The sequence below is a fragment of the Flavobacterium chungnamense genome, from assembly GCF_039539165.1.
Classification (GTDB): domain Bacteria; phylum Bacteroidota; class Bacteroidia; order Flavobacteriales; family Flavobacteriaceae; genus Flavobacterium; species Flavobacterium chungnamense.
Map to the genome: position 1 here is coordinate 112,783 of NZ_BAABCS010000003.1, position 15,102 is coordinate 127,884.

Genomic DNA, 15,102 nt, shown 5'->3' on the forward strand with positions numbered 1-15,102 from the left:
AAGTAAAATTAAGAAAATAATTAATAAAAAAATAAAAAAAAGTATGTTTATTTTTGATTAATTACAACAAGGCTTTCTTTTTCTGATAATATCATAAAATTTAATAAAGAAAAATGCCCTAAAATAAAAAATACCATTGACATTGGTTTCAAAAATGGCAAATCTAAATAATAGAATTTAACTCCTAAAAGCAAAATATTAAAAGTATAAAAAATAGCACTCACCAAAAGTAGTTTGCTTGTCTTGTCATTTTTCATAATATAATTACCTAGTGCAATTCCTCCCATAAATGACATACCTATACTATGAAAAATTGTAATAATTAAAACTTGAAAAATTATTTCATCAAAAATTAAAAAAATCAAATAAATAAACATAAAAATAAAAGGAATTGTTCCAATGACAAACGGAAACAATGTGGGCAATTTTACTTCTTTATAAACTTTTAAAAGAATAAAAAACCTACTAATTATGAATAATAATGAAGCTGTAGTTACATAATTAATAGCTTCTGATAAGAATAACACGTTTGATATCCAATTTAAAAAAAGTGCAAAGATATATACATTGGATACTTTCCTAGATTTAATCAGATATAATCCTAAAATCAACGGCAATAAAATTGGCTTAGAAATAGCAATCCAGAATTTGTTTTGCAAAAATTCAGACACAATTTCAATTATTGCTAAAAGAAAAAATAACAATAATAAATTTTTATATATGTAAGACTTATTAAATCCGAGAGCTATCATTGATTGTTATAACTTAATTTTTCACGATTTATAATTGAATTAACAAAAAACAAATAAGAGAAAATTTGACATGAAAAATGAATAGAATCAAAAATTAACAACTTAGCCTGAAAATTGAAAAGAATATAAAAAACATCCGATATTAAAACACAAAAAACACACAAAAGTAAATACAAATTGGAAGTAGTTACTTTATTAATGATTTTATATGAAGCCAAAAATGAAATTAAAAATAACACAATTCCATAGATTGCTACTTTCACCTGTAAACCTTCAGTAAATTTAAAAATATCAACAATTACATACCATAAATATCCTAAAAAAAGACTAACAATTAACATTGATAATAAGTTGAAAATTGTTGCTCTAAATTTTTCAATCCTTTTCAACATTATAAAAATCAACAAAACATTACATATGAAAAAAGGTATAATTAAATATTGAATCTCATCTTTAAAATCAAAAATCCCTATTGAGTCTCCTACAAAGTTGAAAAACAAATAAATAATAGAAAGAAAATCTAGTTTTTCAACATTTCCAATATAGTAAAAAAACAAAACCGGAATTAGCATCGATTTTGAAAACAATTTCAAACCATAAAACTCAAAAAAGTTAGCAAAAATTGCAACAATGCATAAAACTAAGTATCCAATTAAAGCAATCTTATCAATCTTCATTTATGATTTGTATAAAATCGTCTTCCGATATAATGGAAATTCCTAGTTGATTTGCTTTTTCTAATTTGGCAGGTCCCATATTATCTCCTGCAATAACAAAATCAGTTTTTGCAGAAATAGAACTTCCAACTTTTCCTCCATTATCCTCAATGGCTTTCTTTAAGTCATCACGTGAAAATTTTTCAAAGACTCCTGAGACTACAAAGGTTTTTCCAAAAAGTTTTACAGTAGCATTAGGATTAAATTTTTCAATTATTTCAAATTGAACTCCAAAAGATTTAAGTCGTTCAATAATAGTTCTGTTTTCTTGATTTTCAAAAAACTCTATAACACTTTGAGCAATTCTTTCTCCTATTTCATCAACTAAAATTAAATCCATTAAAGAAGCTTGACTTAAAGAATCTATAGTTTTATAATGTTTTGCTAACTTCTTAGCAACAGTCTCTCCAACATATCTTATTCCTAGAGCAAATAAAACTCTTTCAAAAGGAATCTCTTTTGATTTTTCAATTCCATTCACAAGATTTTCAGCACTTTTTTGCGCCATTCTTTCTAATGGAATAACATCGTCAACTTTCAATTCATACAAATCGGAATAATCTTTTACCAATTTATTATTGAATAATAAAGCGACTGTTTCACCACCCAAACCTTCAATATCCATCGCTTTTCTAGAAATGTAGTGCTGAATTCTTCCGATAATTTGTGGCGGACAACCATAGAAATTCGGACAATAATGTTGTGCCTCACCTTCTTTTCTAATTAATTCTGTTTGACATTCTGGACAATGAGTAATGTATTTAGTCGGTTCAACCTCTGCTCCTCTTTTGGCAACTCCAATAATTTTCGGAATGATTTCTCCTCCTTTTTCAACAAAAACCTCATCGCCTACTCTAATGTCTAATTTTTCAATTTGATCAGCATTGTGCAAAGAAGCACGTTTTACAATAGTTCCTGCCAATTGCACAGCTTCTAAATTAGCAACTGGAGTGATGGCTCCTGTTCGACCAACTTGATATGAAATTGAATTTAAAGTTGTAGTAACTTGTTCTGATTTGAATTTGTAAGCAATTGCCCAACGAGGAGATTTTGCGGTATATCCTAATTCATTTTGAAGATTAAAATCGTTGACTTTAATTACAACTCCATCGGTTTCATAAGGTAAATCGTGACGATGAACATCCCAATAGTTTATAAATTCGAAAACTTCATCAAGATTATTAGCCAATTTTGATTGCGTTGGAACTTTGAAACCCCAATTTCTTGCAATTTCTAGTCCTTCAAATTGAGTAGTAAAAGGCAAATTATTTCCTGTTATAAAATACAATAAACAATCTAATGGACGTTTAGCAACTTCGCTACTATCTTGTAACTTTAGACTTCCTGAAGCTGTATTTCTTGGATTTGAATAAGGTGTTTCTCCTATTTCAATCAATTCCTGGTTCATTTTTTCAAAACCTTCAAACGGAAGAATAATTTCACCACGAATATCAAATTTAGGTGGAAAATTTCCTTTTAATTGTAATGGAATAGATTTTATAGTTTTGATATTATTAGTTACATTATCACCTTGAAAACCATCACCACGAGTAACTGCTTTAGATAGTTTTCCATTTTCATAAGTTATAGAAATCGAGGCACCATCATATTTTAACTCACAAGTATACTGCAAACTTACATTTCCTAAAACCTTTTGAATTTTGGTTTCCCAATCCTGTAAATCTTCTTTAGAATAAGAATTATCCAACGAATACATTCTATTTTCGTGAACAATTGTTTGAAAATTCTTAGTAATAGTTCCTCCAACTCTCTGTGAAGGTGAATTTTCATCAAAAAATTCAGGATGTTTAGCTTCTAAATCTTGTAACTCCTTTAATTTTTGATCAAATTCAAAATCAGAAATTGTTGCATTATCAAGTACATAGTAATTGTGATTGTGCAAGTTAAGTTCTTCGCGTAAGTCTTGAATTTTTTTAAGAATGTCCATAAAATCAAAAAATATATTTCTTCACTAAAGTAAGTAAATATTTCTAAATTCAGGAAATTAAGATTGAATTATAGTATTAATTTGAACATATAATTGACCGTCACTCAAAATTGCACCCTGAGTAATTAAGTCAAATATTGATTCTTTCCTTTCGGCATCATAATTCTTTTTTCCTACATGAATTTCTACAACATCGGTGAATAGATTTTCACTTAGCCATTGCAAACCATCTTTAGTAAGAAAGTCTACATTTGGTACTAATGATTTTATGACCATTGAGTCGATATAGTCTTCTTGACAATGAAAAAGGAAAATATGGTTTTTAGAAAAATGTTCCAAAAACTGAGAATTAGACAAAACACCTTCCCAAATTAAATCAGAGAAAACGTCTAATTCCTGTTCGGCAACTTCGGGTTTATTGGTTTTAATTTCGTCCCATTCATTTTTATCAATAGATTGAGAAGCAAGAAAATTTACAAATTCTTGATGCAAAGCTTCAAATTGTTCTTTGGTTAGTCTTTTGTATTTCATATGCTGTATTTTAAAATTGAACATTCCAAGTTGAATATTCAACATTTTAATTTAAAATTTTTGAACTTAGAATATTCAATTTGTAATGTTGAATATTGAAGTTTTTAAAACATAAAAAAATCCCGACTTACATCGGGATTTAGATTGTTTGTAGCTAATTATTATACTTCAGCTACAATTTCGTATGGTAATTCAACAACTACATCTCTGTGTAATCTTACAGAAGCAGTGTATTTTCCAGTTCTTTTTACAGTTCCACTAGTGATAAATTTTCTATCAACAGGTTGACCAGCAGATTCTAATGCAGCAGCGATATCAATATTGGTTACAGAACCAAATAATTTTTCACCACCTGCTTTTGAAGTAATTTTAATCTCTAAAGCTTTTAATGCATCTGCAATTTTAGTAGCATCTGCAACAACTTTAGCTTCTTTGTGAGCTTTTTGCTTTAAGTTTTCAGCTAAAACTTTCTTTGCAGAAGGTGTAGCTAATTGAGCAAATCCTTGTGGAATTAAGAAATTACGACCGTATCCAGCTTTTACTGTAACGATATCATCTTTAAATCCTACGTTTTGAACGTCTTGTTTTAATATAAGTTCCATGTTGTTGTCCTTATTATAGAAGTTAGTCTCGTAGAATGTAACGAGACAACAACTTTTTAATTAATTAATTATTTTAATAAATCTGCTACATATGGCATTAAAGCTAAGTGACGAGCTCTTTTTACAGCTACTGACACTTTTCTTTGATACTTCAATGAAGTTCCTGTTAAACGTCTTGGTAAAATTTTACCTTGCTCGTTAACGAATTTTAATAAGAAATCGGCATCTTTATAATCGATGTATTTGATTCCAGATTTTTTGAAACGACAATACTTTTTAGTTTTGTTTGTTTCTATGTTCAAAGGCGTTAAATATCTGATATCTCCGTCTTTTTTTCCTGAAGCTGATTGTTGTAATGTTGCCATGATTAAGCTTTTGCTACTTTAAGTTTTTCTCTTCTTCTTTCTGCCCATGAAATTGCATGTTTGTCTAAACTTACAGTTAAGAAACGCATAACACGTTCGTCACGTCTAAATTCAGTTTCAAAAGCAATTAATACTTCTGGAGCTACTTGGAATTCAAATAAATGGTAAAAACCACTTTTTTTGTTTTGGATTTCGTAAGCTAATTTTTTTAAGCCCCAATCCTCTTTAGATACCATCTTTGCTCCTCTACTTGTAAGAAAATCTTCAAATTTGCTTACTGTTTCCTTTATCTGAACATCAGATAAAACGGGATTTAAGATGAAAACAGTTTCGTAATGATTCATAATAAATATGTTTTAATTATATAAAATTGGGTGCAAAGGTAGAAATAAATATTAGTTACACAACTCAAAAACACAAAATATCGCCTAAATGCAAAAAAATACTGCTTAAAAGCAAAAAAAGTCGACAAACGTTATTTTTTTCAAAAAAAAGTAGTATGTTTGTAACCCCTAATCTTAACAAAGAAAAAATTATGAAACTAAATTGTGTGGTAGTTGATGATAGTTCTCTTCAAAGAATGGTCATTGCAAAGTTAGTCAATAATCATCCTAATCTACAACTAGTGGGTGATTTTTCTAATGCGATTGAAGCAAAAAATTGTATGACGGTGCATACGGTTGACCTAATCTTTTTAGATGTAGAGATGCCTGTAATTAGCGGTTTTGATTTTATTGATGGTTTAAAAGTTAAACCTCAAGTAATTTTCATTACTTCTAAAGCTGAGTATGCCTTGAAAGCATTTGATTATGATGCTACAGATTATTTGCAAAAACCAATTGTACTAGAGCGTTTTAATGCTTCTGTAAAAAGAGCATTAGACCATTATATGTTACGTCAAGACAATCATGACGATGAAGGAGAACATATCTTTATTAAGAGTAACCTTAAAAAATTAAAGGTTTTTACAAACAAAATCAAATGGATTGAAGCTTATGGTGATTATGTAAAAGTAGTTACTGAAGAAGATACTAATCTTGTTCTATCAACTATGAAATCTTTTGAAAAAGACTTATCTAAAGATAAATTTATTAGAGTTCACAAATCGTATATCATTAATATCGACAAAGTGGAACGTTTCAATAGTAAGTTTGCCGAAATTGGAGTTACTAAAATTCCATTAAGTCGTAATAAGAAAGAAGATTTAATTAGAGCTTTAGCAATTGCTTAATAAAAATCAACGTTTGCAGTAACTTTTATAGTTCTGTATTGCGGAATAACATCAAAACTATTCAGAATTTTCTGGATAGTTTTTTTTGTGTTTGGAATAGACACATTTTGTGGAATTTTAACCATTATGGTTCGAATATATTCATTACGAATACGATTAATTCCTGGTTCTTCTGGACCTAAAACTGGTAGTTGCAAATGTTGCTGCATCACTTGATACAACCACATCGAGCCTTCTTTTAATTTATCAAAATCTTTGTGCTTTAAAGTCAATTTAATCAAACGGAAATAGGGTGGATATTTATAAATCTGGCGTTCATACAATTGCTCATTATACATTCCAACATAATCATTGTGCGTTACTTGCTGAATAACATTATGATTTACATTATAGGTTTGAATAATTACTTTTCCGCGTTTGTCTGAACGTCCTGCACGACCAGAAACTTGTGTCATCATTTGAAAACTTCTTTCAAAAGCTCTAAAATCTGGATGATACAACATTGTGTCAGCATTCATAATTCCGACTAATGATACGTTGTCAAAATCTAATCCTTTTGCAAGCATTTGAGTTCCAACTAAAATATCAATTTCACGATTTTTAAAGCTATCAATTAATTTTTCAAAACTGTATTTTCCGCGAGTGGTGTCTTGATCCATTCGCTTGATGTTTTTTGTTGGAAACAATTCGGCTAATTCTAATTCAATTTGCTCAGTACCAAAACCTTTAGCAGAAATATCTACACTTGAACAAGCATGGCAATTAGTTGGTTTTGCAATAGAATACCCACAATAATGACAACGCAACTGATTTTTAAATTTATGATAAGTCAAACTAACATTGCAACTAGTACATTGCGGAATGTGACCACAAGTCATACATTCTAAAACTGGAGAAAAACCACGTCGATTTTGAAATAAAATGATTTGCTCTCCTAAACTTAATGCTTCAGTAATTGCCTCAATAAGCGTCAAACTGAAATGACCTTTCATTCGTTTTTTGAAGTAATTTTCTTTTAAATCAACCAATTCAACTTCGGGTAAAGGTGCTTTTCCGAAACGTTCTGAAATTGAAATCATCCCGAATTTTCCTGATTGAGCGTTAAAATAAGTTTCAATACTTGGTGTTGCCGATCCTAATAAAACTTTCGCTTTTTGTAAATTTGCTAAAACAATTGCTGCATCACGTGCATGATATCTTGGTGCAGGATCTTGTTGCTTAAAAGTTTGTTCGTGCTCTTCATCAATAATTATCAATCCTAAATTAGAAAAAGGTAAAAACAAAGAAGACCTTGCTCCTATCACTATTTTAGCTTTTTCTGAATTTTCTAGAACTTGATTCCAAACTTCAACACGTTCATTATTAGAATATTTCGAATGAAAAACAGCGACTTGATTTCCAAAATGCGCAGTTAAACGAGAAACCAATTGTGTAGTCAAAGCAATTTCGGGCAATAAATACAAGACTTGTTCGCCTTGGGCAATATATTCCTCTATTAATTTAGTGTAAATTTCTGTTTTTCCTGATGATGTAACACCATGAAGTAACGAAACATCTCTAGAAAGAAAACTCTCTTTAATTTCTACAAAAGTCTTTTGTTGAGCTTCACTTAAAACTAAATTATTATCGGTTTTATTTTTATCAAAATTTACTCTGTCTTCTTGAATGTAATACTCTTCAAAAATATTTTTATCAATCAACGCTTTAATTGTTACTGATGTTGACTGCGCAATTTCGGTTAATTGCTTAACTGATATTGGCTTTCTCTCTTGTGCATTCAATTGAAAATAATGCAATAAAAGTTCCTTTTGCTTTGCTCCATTTAAAGAATCTAATAACGAAATCAGACTTTCGTCGGAAGTATAATCTTCATGTAAACGAATGTATCTAATTAGCTTTGGCTTGTATTCATCTTGCATTTCTTCTTGAAGCGAAAGCACATTTTTATTAAGTAATTTCTGGACTATAGGAAAAATATTCTTCTTGTTCAAAATTGCACTGATATCCTGAACTTTTAATGAACTTTGATGTTGAAGTGCTTCAAAAATCAGAAATTCATCATCAGATAAATCGGATTCATTTACATTGAAATCTTTTTTTTGAGAAATTATAGTTTCACTTTCTAAAATAAAAGCGGATGGCATTGCGCCACGAAAAACGTCACCAAGATTACACATATAATACGATGCAATCCATTGCCAATGCTGTATTTGAAACTCATTTATAATTGGTTTTTCATCTAATATTTGATGAATTTCCTTGGCTTCGTATAATGTTGGTGGAATTTGATGCAAATCTAAAACCAATCCCGTATATATCTTACTTTTCCCAAATGGAACCGCAACACGCATTCCGATTTTGATGTAATTGTACTCGGCTTCCGAAACGCTGTAAGTGAACGTTTTGGGTAAAGAAAGCGGTAAAATTACTTCAATGAAATGCATTTTTTTATAATAAAGAGAATAGAAAATAGATGAAAGAGACTAAAACAAACTAATTTTTCACTCTTTTCCAATATTGGGTTCTCCCAAAAAGAGAAATTCCAATATAACCACGAACTTTTAATTTGTCATCGCCTTCCAATGTGATATAACATTTGTATAACTTACCATTTTTTGGATCTAAAATCTTGCCACCACTATATTCATCGACATCTTTAGTCAATCCTTTAATGAAAATCAAGCCCATAATTGGTTTGTCTTTATCTGTTCCTTGACATAATGTACATTTTTTGAATCGATGTTCAACTTCTAAAATTTCAACGATTCTTCCGTAAATTTTTCCATCTACTTCATAGATTTCTACAACTGCTTTTTCTTTTCCAGTTTCATCATCAATAGTTTTCCATTTTCCTAAAACAGATTGACTTTGCACTATTTGAAAAAACAAAACAAAAAGTAAAACTAAACTATTTTTAAGTTTGAACATTTTTAACATCTTCTTGACTGGATTTATTTCTTAATTTGTGAATATTTATTATTGATTTATGACTTAAAAATATTAATTTAAACTAATTTCTGTTTCTAATTCGAGTGCTTTTTCTCTTTTTAGTTTTTGAATTAGAGCATTCAATTCGAATCCTAATAAAAGAATCATACAATTAATCCAAATGTAAAACATTACAACTAGAAGTGTCCCAATGGAACCATAAAGTTCATTGTATTTAGAGAATTTTACTACCCAAATTCCGAAAAAATAGGAAGATAAAATAATTAAAATAGTAGTAAAAACTGAACCAATTGAAATAAATGCACGTTTGCCATTACGTTTAATTCCAAATTTAAAAAGTATAGAAGTTGCAATTAAAATCATTAAAATCAAGAATATATAACGGCTCATTTCTATTATTGGAATATTTTCTGATAGTACATCTTGAATTTTAGTTTTTTGAATTAAAACTTCAAAAATTACAATAGTTGCAACCGTAATTATCAATATCAATGAAAGCAAAATAGACATTCCAAGTGAAACAAGATATTGACGAACAAAAGCGCGTTTTATTGTTATGTGTTGCGAGTTTTCAAAACCTCCAAGAATTGCATTTACTCCATTAGTCATCAACAAAACCGCCATAATAACTCCAGTAGAAATCAATCCCGAATGACTGTTGTGAAGAATATCATTTATGATTTTGAAAATAGCATCATAAGTTGTAGGAGGAACGCCATCTTTAACAAATCCGAGGAAATCTTCTTGAAAACCTTCAATTGGAATATACGGAATCAAGTTAAGAATAAACAAAGCAAAAGGAAACAACGCCATAAAGAAACTAAAGGCAATTGCAGCTGCACGATAGGATAAAGCACCTTCTATAACTCCTGTAATGTATAACTCTAAAAGTTCGTATAATGACAAACCATGCAACCAAGGCAATTTGATTGAATTACCAAAAGCTATAAGTTGCTTAATTACTGGAAAACCTTTTATTTTTTCTTCTAATGTCATTTTTTTAGATTGCTTTCAAACTCAAATCCATGTTATAAACAGAATGCGTTAAAGCACCAGATGAAATATAATTCACTCCACACTCAGCATAATTACGAATGGTATTTTCATTAATGTTTCCTGATGATTCTGTCAAACATTTTGTTCCAATTAAGGCAACTGCTTTTTTAGTATCTTCAAAATTGAAATTATCGATTAAAATTCTGAAAACACCTTCACTTTCTAAAATTTCTTTTATTTCATCAAGATTTCTTGCTTCAACTATAATTTTTAAATCTTTATTGTTGGCTTTTAAATATTCTTTTGTTTTGTTAATTGCTTTTGTAATTCCTCCAGCAAAATCGTTGTGATTATCTTTCAACATTACCATATCGTACAATGCAAATCGGTGATTTTCACCACCACCAATTTTTACAGCCCATTTTTCGCAAGCTCTAAAACCAGGTGTTGTTTTTCTTGTATCAAGAACTTTTGTATTGGTTCCTGCCAACAAATCAACATATTTTTTAGTTTTGGTTGCAATTGCGCTCATTCGCTGCATGGAATTCAACACCAACCGTTCTGCTTTAAGAATCGATTGCGAACTTCCTGAAACATGAAAAACTACGTCGCCATATTGTACACTTAAACCATCATTGATGAATGTTTCTACTTTCAGATTAGCATCAACATAATTGAAAACCATTTTGGCAAACTCTACTCCGGCAATAATTCCATTGTCTTTTACTAATAGTTTAGCTTTTCCTTGTGCATCAGCCGGAATACATGCTAGTGAAGAATGATCACCATCACCAACATCTTCTCGAATGGCATTTTGTATAATTAATTGGAGTTCGTTTTGAAATTGTGTTTCTGAAATCATAATCTAAATTTGAATGGCTAAAATAATTAAAAATGTTGATTTGCGTTATGATATAAATCTGAAATTATAAATAGATTAACTAAAACTATTCAATTACATTTTTTTATACATTTGATAGCGTTTAATAACTTCAAAAACTCATGAAGAATAGTAATTATTTTATACTTTCTCTTTACATTCTTCTACTGATAAACGGCTGCAAATCTGTTGTCAACAAGCAAATTAAAAAAAACAGCATTGTCGAAGAAGTTGAAACAAAAACTCCACCATTTGAATATAGAAGATCTGAACCAGATTCTATTTTATTAAAACGCTTTTTAGGCCATTACAAAGATATTTATAATAAAGACTCAACACAGTTAAATTATTATAGTGCCGAAATATTCTACGAAAAAGATTCCATTTTTAAAGTTATAAATCTTTATGGAGAGTATGTTGGAGCAATCTATAATCCATTTGCTGAAAGTCATATAGCTTATAGAGATAACTTGTATAAGGAATATATTAGTGGCGAAACCTTTAGAATTGATAAAGTATCACCTTCTAAATACCTTTTATATACCGATGATTATAATAGATTATCAAGTAATTTTCATTTTTATAACGTAACATTTAACAACGATTCTATAGTAATTGAAGAAACTACAGAACACAAAAATTTCATTTATAACTTTATTGACAAGAAAAAAGAATCCATGGATAACTATCTTGAAGACATTAAAAATTCAAGAAAATTGGCCGGAAATGAACTTTATCAACTTGGAATAGATTCTACAAAAGTTGAAGTCAATGAAAAATATTATAGATCACCTGATGCCTTTTTATCTAGAGAAAACCCATATTATTATGGCTCGATTTATTATCGTCAAAAATATGGTGATGAAACTATGAAAGTGCTTCAGTTCAATCATAATGACACTATAAAAGAAATTACTTTAGGAATAGTTGGAGGTGATTCTGATAGTTATAAAATGACTTCAGAGTTTGTAAATGATTCTATTTTTATTCAATCACTTGTTAATCAAGAAACCATTGTGGATACGAATGATACAATGGGTTATGCTTTTGACTCTATTGTGACAAAATTCAAATACAATGAAAGATTTGAATTAGATACGATTAGCAAAGACACTTTTAAATATAAAAAATACCAATTCAAAAAATATGGCGTACCAGCTGAAAATCATATTTATTATAGTAAACCATTTAAAATCAATAATCTTGAATGTTATTGGAAAACCACTCTCGAAATTATTTTTGATGACAATAAAAAACCTTTAAAAGCAAGAGATATTATAAGGAAATTAGTAAATAGTAAGACTCGAAAAATTATTTTGATTTCAAAACCAGATATGATTATTGGTGATAAAAAAAGTTTATTCTATTCGTTATCTGATGATTTTAAAGATTTTAATTTTGATGGTTTTTTAGATTTTTCAATTTATAACTCTACAAGTTCTGGAGCTAGTCATGCGTTTTATGACAACTATATATTTAATCCCAAAACTAGAAAATTTGATTATAGTAAAAAACTATCTGGTTCAGAAATAACTGTCGATAACAAGTTAATAACCATAACTTTATACTACAATATGGGAAGGTCTTATCATTTAGAACATATCATCCGTTATGATTTAAAAGGCAAAATTCTATTTGAAGAAAAATTCGTTGAAGAATTGTTTAAAGAAAAAAATAGTGAGGAATATTACTATTTGAAAACGTATCAGAAAATAAAAAACAATAAAATTATTTTAAGAAAAACTGAAAAAGACAAAAATCTGAGCAGATAAAATTGAAATTATTACAAATATTTATTACATTTACCTATTAGCAATATTAAAAACCATAAATCATGGCAAAAAGTCAAGACGCAAAAAAAACCGTAAAAAAAGAACCTCTTAAAACCGCGAAAGAGAAAAAAGAGGAAAAAAGAAACAAAAAAAATACTCCTAAAAGAGATTAATTAATAAAAAAACAAAAGGCACAAAATTCAAAATTTGTGCCTTTTTTCGTTAATTAGCTTGAATTTATTGGCTCATTTTAATATTGTTGGTAAAAAATAAACCGAAAACTTTGAAAGAAAAAACGCTTAAAAAAATGACTAATTAATTTTCTAATAAGTCTTAAGCCAATCATTGATGCGAACTAATTTTAGTAATAGTGGTTTTTTTTTTAATTCAAACCATCAATTTTTATGAAATTGAAAAGTTGTGCAAAGCCTATTAATAAAAAAATTAAACCAACAATCGTAAATAATATTAAGGTGAAATAATTAAAATTCTTTTCACTTTTAATAATGAATTTTTCAGGATCGTTTGGAATATATATAATTGGTATTGACATATCAATATTATTTCGATATGTTTTGAACTTACTCAAATCAGTTGATGAGTAATAGTATGGTTTTTTTATTATTTTCTTTCCATTTATTTCAAATTCAACAAGAGGAGATTTATAACCATCATCTTCTATTTCGTATGATAAAATTTTGCCATTAATTTCTTTCCCATTTTTGTTTACATTATTTAGAAAAAGAGAATATTGAATTACATATAAAATAATCAATGTGCCTAATAGCAAGAAACAAAAAATAGGCTTATAAAACATGAAAAACACAAATGCTATAACAAATAACCATTCATATTTTCTATTTAAATTCATCTATTCGATTTTGTTTTAAAAACACTTCTAACAATTAATTATTTTCATCAGGAAATATCTTTCCTGGATTTAGAATATTATTTGGGTCAAAGACATATTTGATGCGTTCCATTAGTTCTAAATGAACTTTTGAAAAAGCAATATCCATAAAGTTTTTTTGCACAAAACCGATTCCGTGTTCGCCAGAAAGAGTTCCTTTTAGAGCAACTGTTAATTCAAAGATTTCACGAATTCCTTTAGGCACTTCTTTCTCCCAATTTTCATCATTCATTTCTCCTTTGATGATATTTACGTGAAGATTTCCATCTCCAGCATGACCATAACAAACCGATTTGAATCCATATTTATATCCGATTTTCTTAATTCCGTTTAATAATTCAGGTAACACATATCTTGGAACTACTGTATCTTCTTCTTTATAGATTGAATTGGATTTTACAGCTTCTCCAACAGAACGGCGCATTTTCCAAAGTGCATTTTTTTGGTCTTCACTATCAGCAAACAAAACCTCATCGATTTCAAATTGCTCCACTACATTCATAATCTTTTCAGCTTCAGAAAAAAGAATTTCAGGATAATTTCCATCAACTTCAATCAATAAATGTGCTTGAACATTGTCATTGACATTAATATTGATATTGTCATTGTATTTCAAGGTCCAATCAATAGCATCACGTTCCATAAACTCTAAAGCACTTGGAATAATTCCGGCTCTAAAAATAGCCGAAACGGCTTCACAAGCTTGACTTGCTTTGAAAAATGGAACTAACATCAATACATTATGCGTGTTCTGAGGAAGAAGTTTTAGAACAATTTTAGTTATGACACCCAAAGTTCCTTCACTACCAACCATCAATTGAGTAAGATTATATCCTGTAGAATTTTTTAGTGTATTAGCTCCTGTCCAAATGATTTCTCCATTAGGCAAAACCACTTCCATATTTAGCACATAATCTTTTGTAACACCATATTTCACGGCACGTGCACCACCAGAATTTTCGGCTACATTTCCACCAATCCAGCAACTTCCTTGACTACTTGGATCGACTGGATAAAACAAACCTTTTTCTGCAACTGCTTCACGTAAAACTTGAGTAATTACAGCAGGTTCGGTAGTAACTTGAAGATTTTGTTCATCAATTTCAATTATTTTATTCAATCGTTCCATAGACAATCCGATGCCTTGGTAAATTGATAAAGCACCACCACTCAAGCCTGTTCGCGCTCCGATTGGTGTTGTTGGAATTTTATATTCGTTGGCAACTTTTAAGATTTCTGAAATTTCCTTGTTATTTGCTGGTTTTAAAACAACATTTGGAGGAAAAACATAATCTTCGGTTTCATCATGACCGTAATGATTTCGAGTTTCAATATCGGTAAAAACATAAGACACTCCCACAATAGAAGTTAACTTATTTAGTATTTCGGTATTTAATTGCATTTTGTATAAATTGTGAAGTAAAAATAGAAAAAGAAAATAGAATAAAGA

Annotated in this window: 14 protein-coding genes; 2 read left to right on the top strand and 12 right to left on the bottom strand. The window is 29.1% G+C overall.

The window, feature by feature from the left end; all coding sequences use genetic code 11:
- Nucleotides 1–47: 47 nt before the first annotated feature.
- From ABD771_RS01075 to rpsF, 6 genes are all read right to left on the bottom strand, one after another.
- Nucleotides 48–752 (bottom strand): hypothetical protein, encoded by a 705-nt coding sequence (locus tag ABD771_RS01075; RefSeq protein ID WP_345089393.1) that lies wholly within the window; start codon nt 750–752, stop codon nt 48–50.
- Nucleotides 753–1,418: 666 nt separating this feature from the next.
- Entirely contained in the window at nt 1,419–3,416 is a 1,998-nt protein-coding gene (ligA, locus tag ABD771_RS01080) for an NAD-dependent DNA ligase LigA (protein ID WP_345089396.1), read from the bottom strand.
- Between the two features lie 57 nt (nt 3,417–3,473).
- Nucleotides 3,474–3,947, bottom strand: a complete 474-nt coding sequence (locus ABD771_RS01085) for a DUF6495 family protein (RefSeq protein WP_345089399.1) — start codon at nt 3,945–3,947, stop codon at nt 3,474–3,476.
- Between the two features lie 161 nt (nt 3,948–4,108).
- Nucleotides 4,109–4,549 (bottom strand): 50S ribosomal protein L9, encoded by a 441-nt coding sequence (rplI, locus tag ABD771_RS01090; protein ID WP_345089403.1) that lies wholly within the window; start codon nt 4,547–4,549, stop codon nt 4,109–4,111.
- 68 nt (nt 4,550–4,617) lie between these two features.
- Entirely contained in the window at nt 4,618–4,914 is a 297-nt protein-coding gene (gene rpsR, locus ABD771_RS01095; protein WP_007138295.1) for a 30S ribosomal protein S18, read from the bottom strand.
- A gap of 2 nt (nt 4,915–4,916) precedes the next feature.
- Nucleotides 4,917–5,258, bottom strand: a complete 342-nt coding sequence (rpsF, locus tag ABD771_RS01100; protein WP_344814920.1) for a 30S ribosomal protein S6 — start codon at nt 5,256–5,258, stop codon at nt 4,917–4,919.
- Nucleotides 5,259–5,449: 191 nt separating this feature from the next.
- On the opposite strand from rpsF, the gene ABD771_RS01105 reads away from it, so the two are divergent.
- Nucleotides 5,450–6,145 (top strand): LytR/AlgR family response regulator transcription factor, encoded by a 696-nt coding sequence (locus tag ABD771_RS01105; protein ID WP_345089406.1) that lies wholly within the window; start codon nt 5,450–5,452, stop codon nt 6,143–6,145.
- Here the strand turns inward: ABD771_RS01105 and priA are convergent.
- From priA to nadC, 4 genes are all read right to left on the bottom strand, one after another.
- Complete coding sequence (gene priA, locus ABD771_RS01110) at nt 6,142–8,589, bottom strand: replication restart helicase PriA (protein WP_345089410.1); 2,448 nt, start codon at nt 8,587–8,589, stop codon at nt 6,142–6,144. The two genes, ABD771_RS01105 and priA, sit on opposite strands and share 4 nt — an antisense overlap.
- A 49-nt stretch (nt 8,590–8,638) precedes the next feature.
- Nucleotides 8,639–9,073 carry a DUF2147 domain-containing protein gene (locus ABD771_RS01115; protein WP_345089412.1) on the bottom strand — a complete coding sequence of 145 codons (435 nt, stop codon included), beginning with the start codon at nt 9,071–9,073 and terminating at the stop codon, nt 8,639–8,641.
- 72 nt (nt 9,074–9,145) lie between these two features.
- Nucleotides 9,146–10,090, bottom strand: coding sequence for a YihY/virulence factor BrkB family protein (locus ABD771_RS01120; protein ID WP_345089414.1), 945 nt, complete (start codon nt 10,088–10,090; stop codon nt 9,146–9,148).
- 4 nt (nt 10,091–10,094) lie between these two features.
- Nucleotides 10,095–10,952 carry a carboxylating nicotinate-nucleotide diphosphorylase gene (nadC, locus tag ABD771_RS01125; RefSeq protein ID WP_345089417.1) on the bottom strand — a complete coding sequence of 286 codons (858 nt, stop codon included), beginning with the start codon at nt 10,950–10,952 and terminating at the stop codon, nt 10,095–10,097.
- A 140-nt stretch (nt 10,953–11,092) separates the two neighbouring features.
- Between nadC and ABD771_RS01130 the strand changes: the two genes are divergently transcribed.
- Entirely contained in the window at nt 11,093–12,742 is a 1,650-nt protein-coding gene (locus ABD771_RS01130; protein ID WP_345089420.1) for an XAC2610-related protein, read from the top strand.
- Nucleotides 12,743–13,124: 382 nt separating this feature from the next.
- On the opposite strand, the gene ABD771_RS01135 is transcribed toward ABD771_RS01130, so the two are convergent.
- A complete protein-coding gene (locus tag ABD771_RS01135) occupies nt 13,125–13,613 on the bottom strand; it encodes a DUF3592 domain-containing protein (RefSeq protein WP_345089423.1) in 489 nt (162 codons plus the stop codon).
- A gap of 34 nt (nt 13,614–13,647) precedes the next feature.
- Nucleotides 13,648–15,054, bottom strand: a complete 1,407-nt coding sequence (locus ABD771_RS01140; protein WP_345089426.1) for an FAD-binding oxidoreductase — start codon at nt 15,052–15,054, stop codon at nt 13,648–13,650.
- Nucleotides 15,055–15,102: the final 48 nt, after the last annotated feature.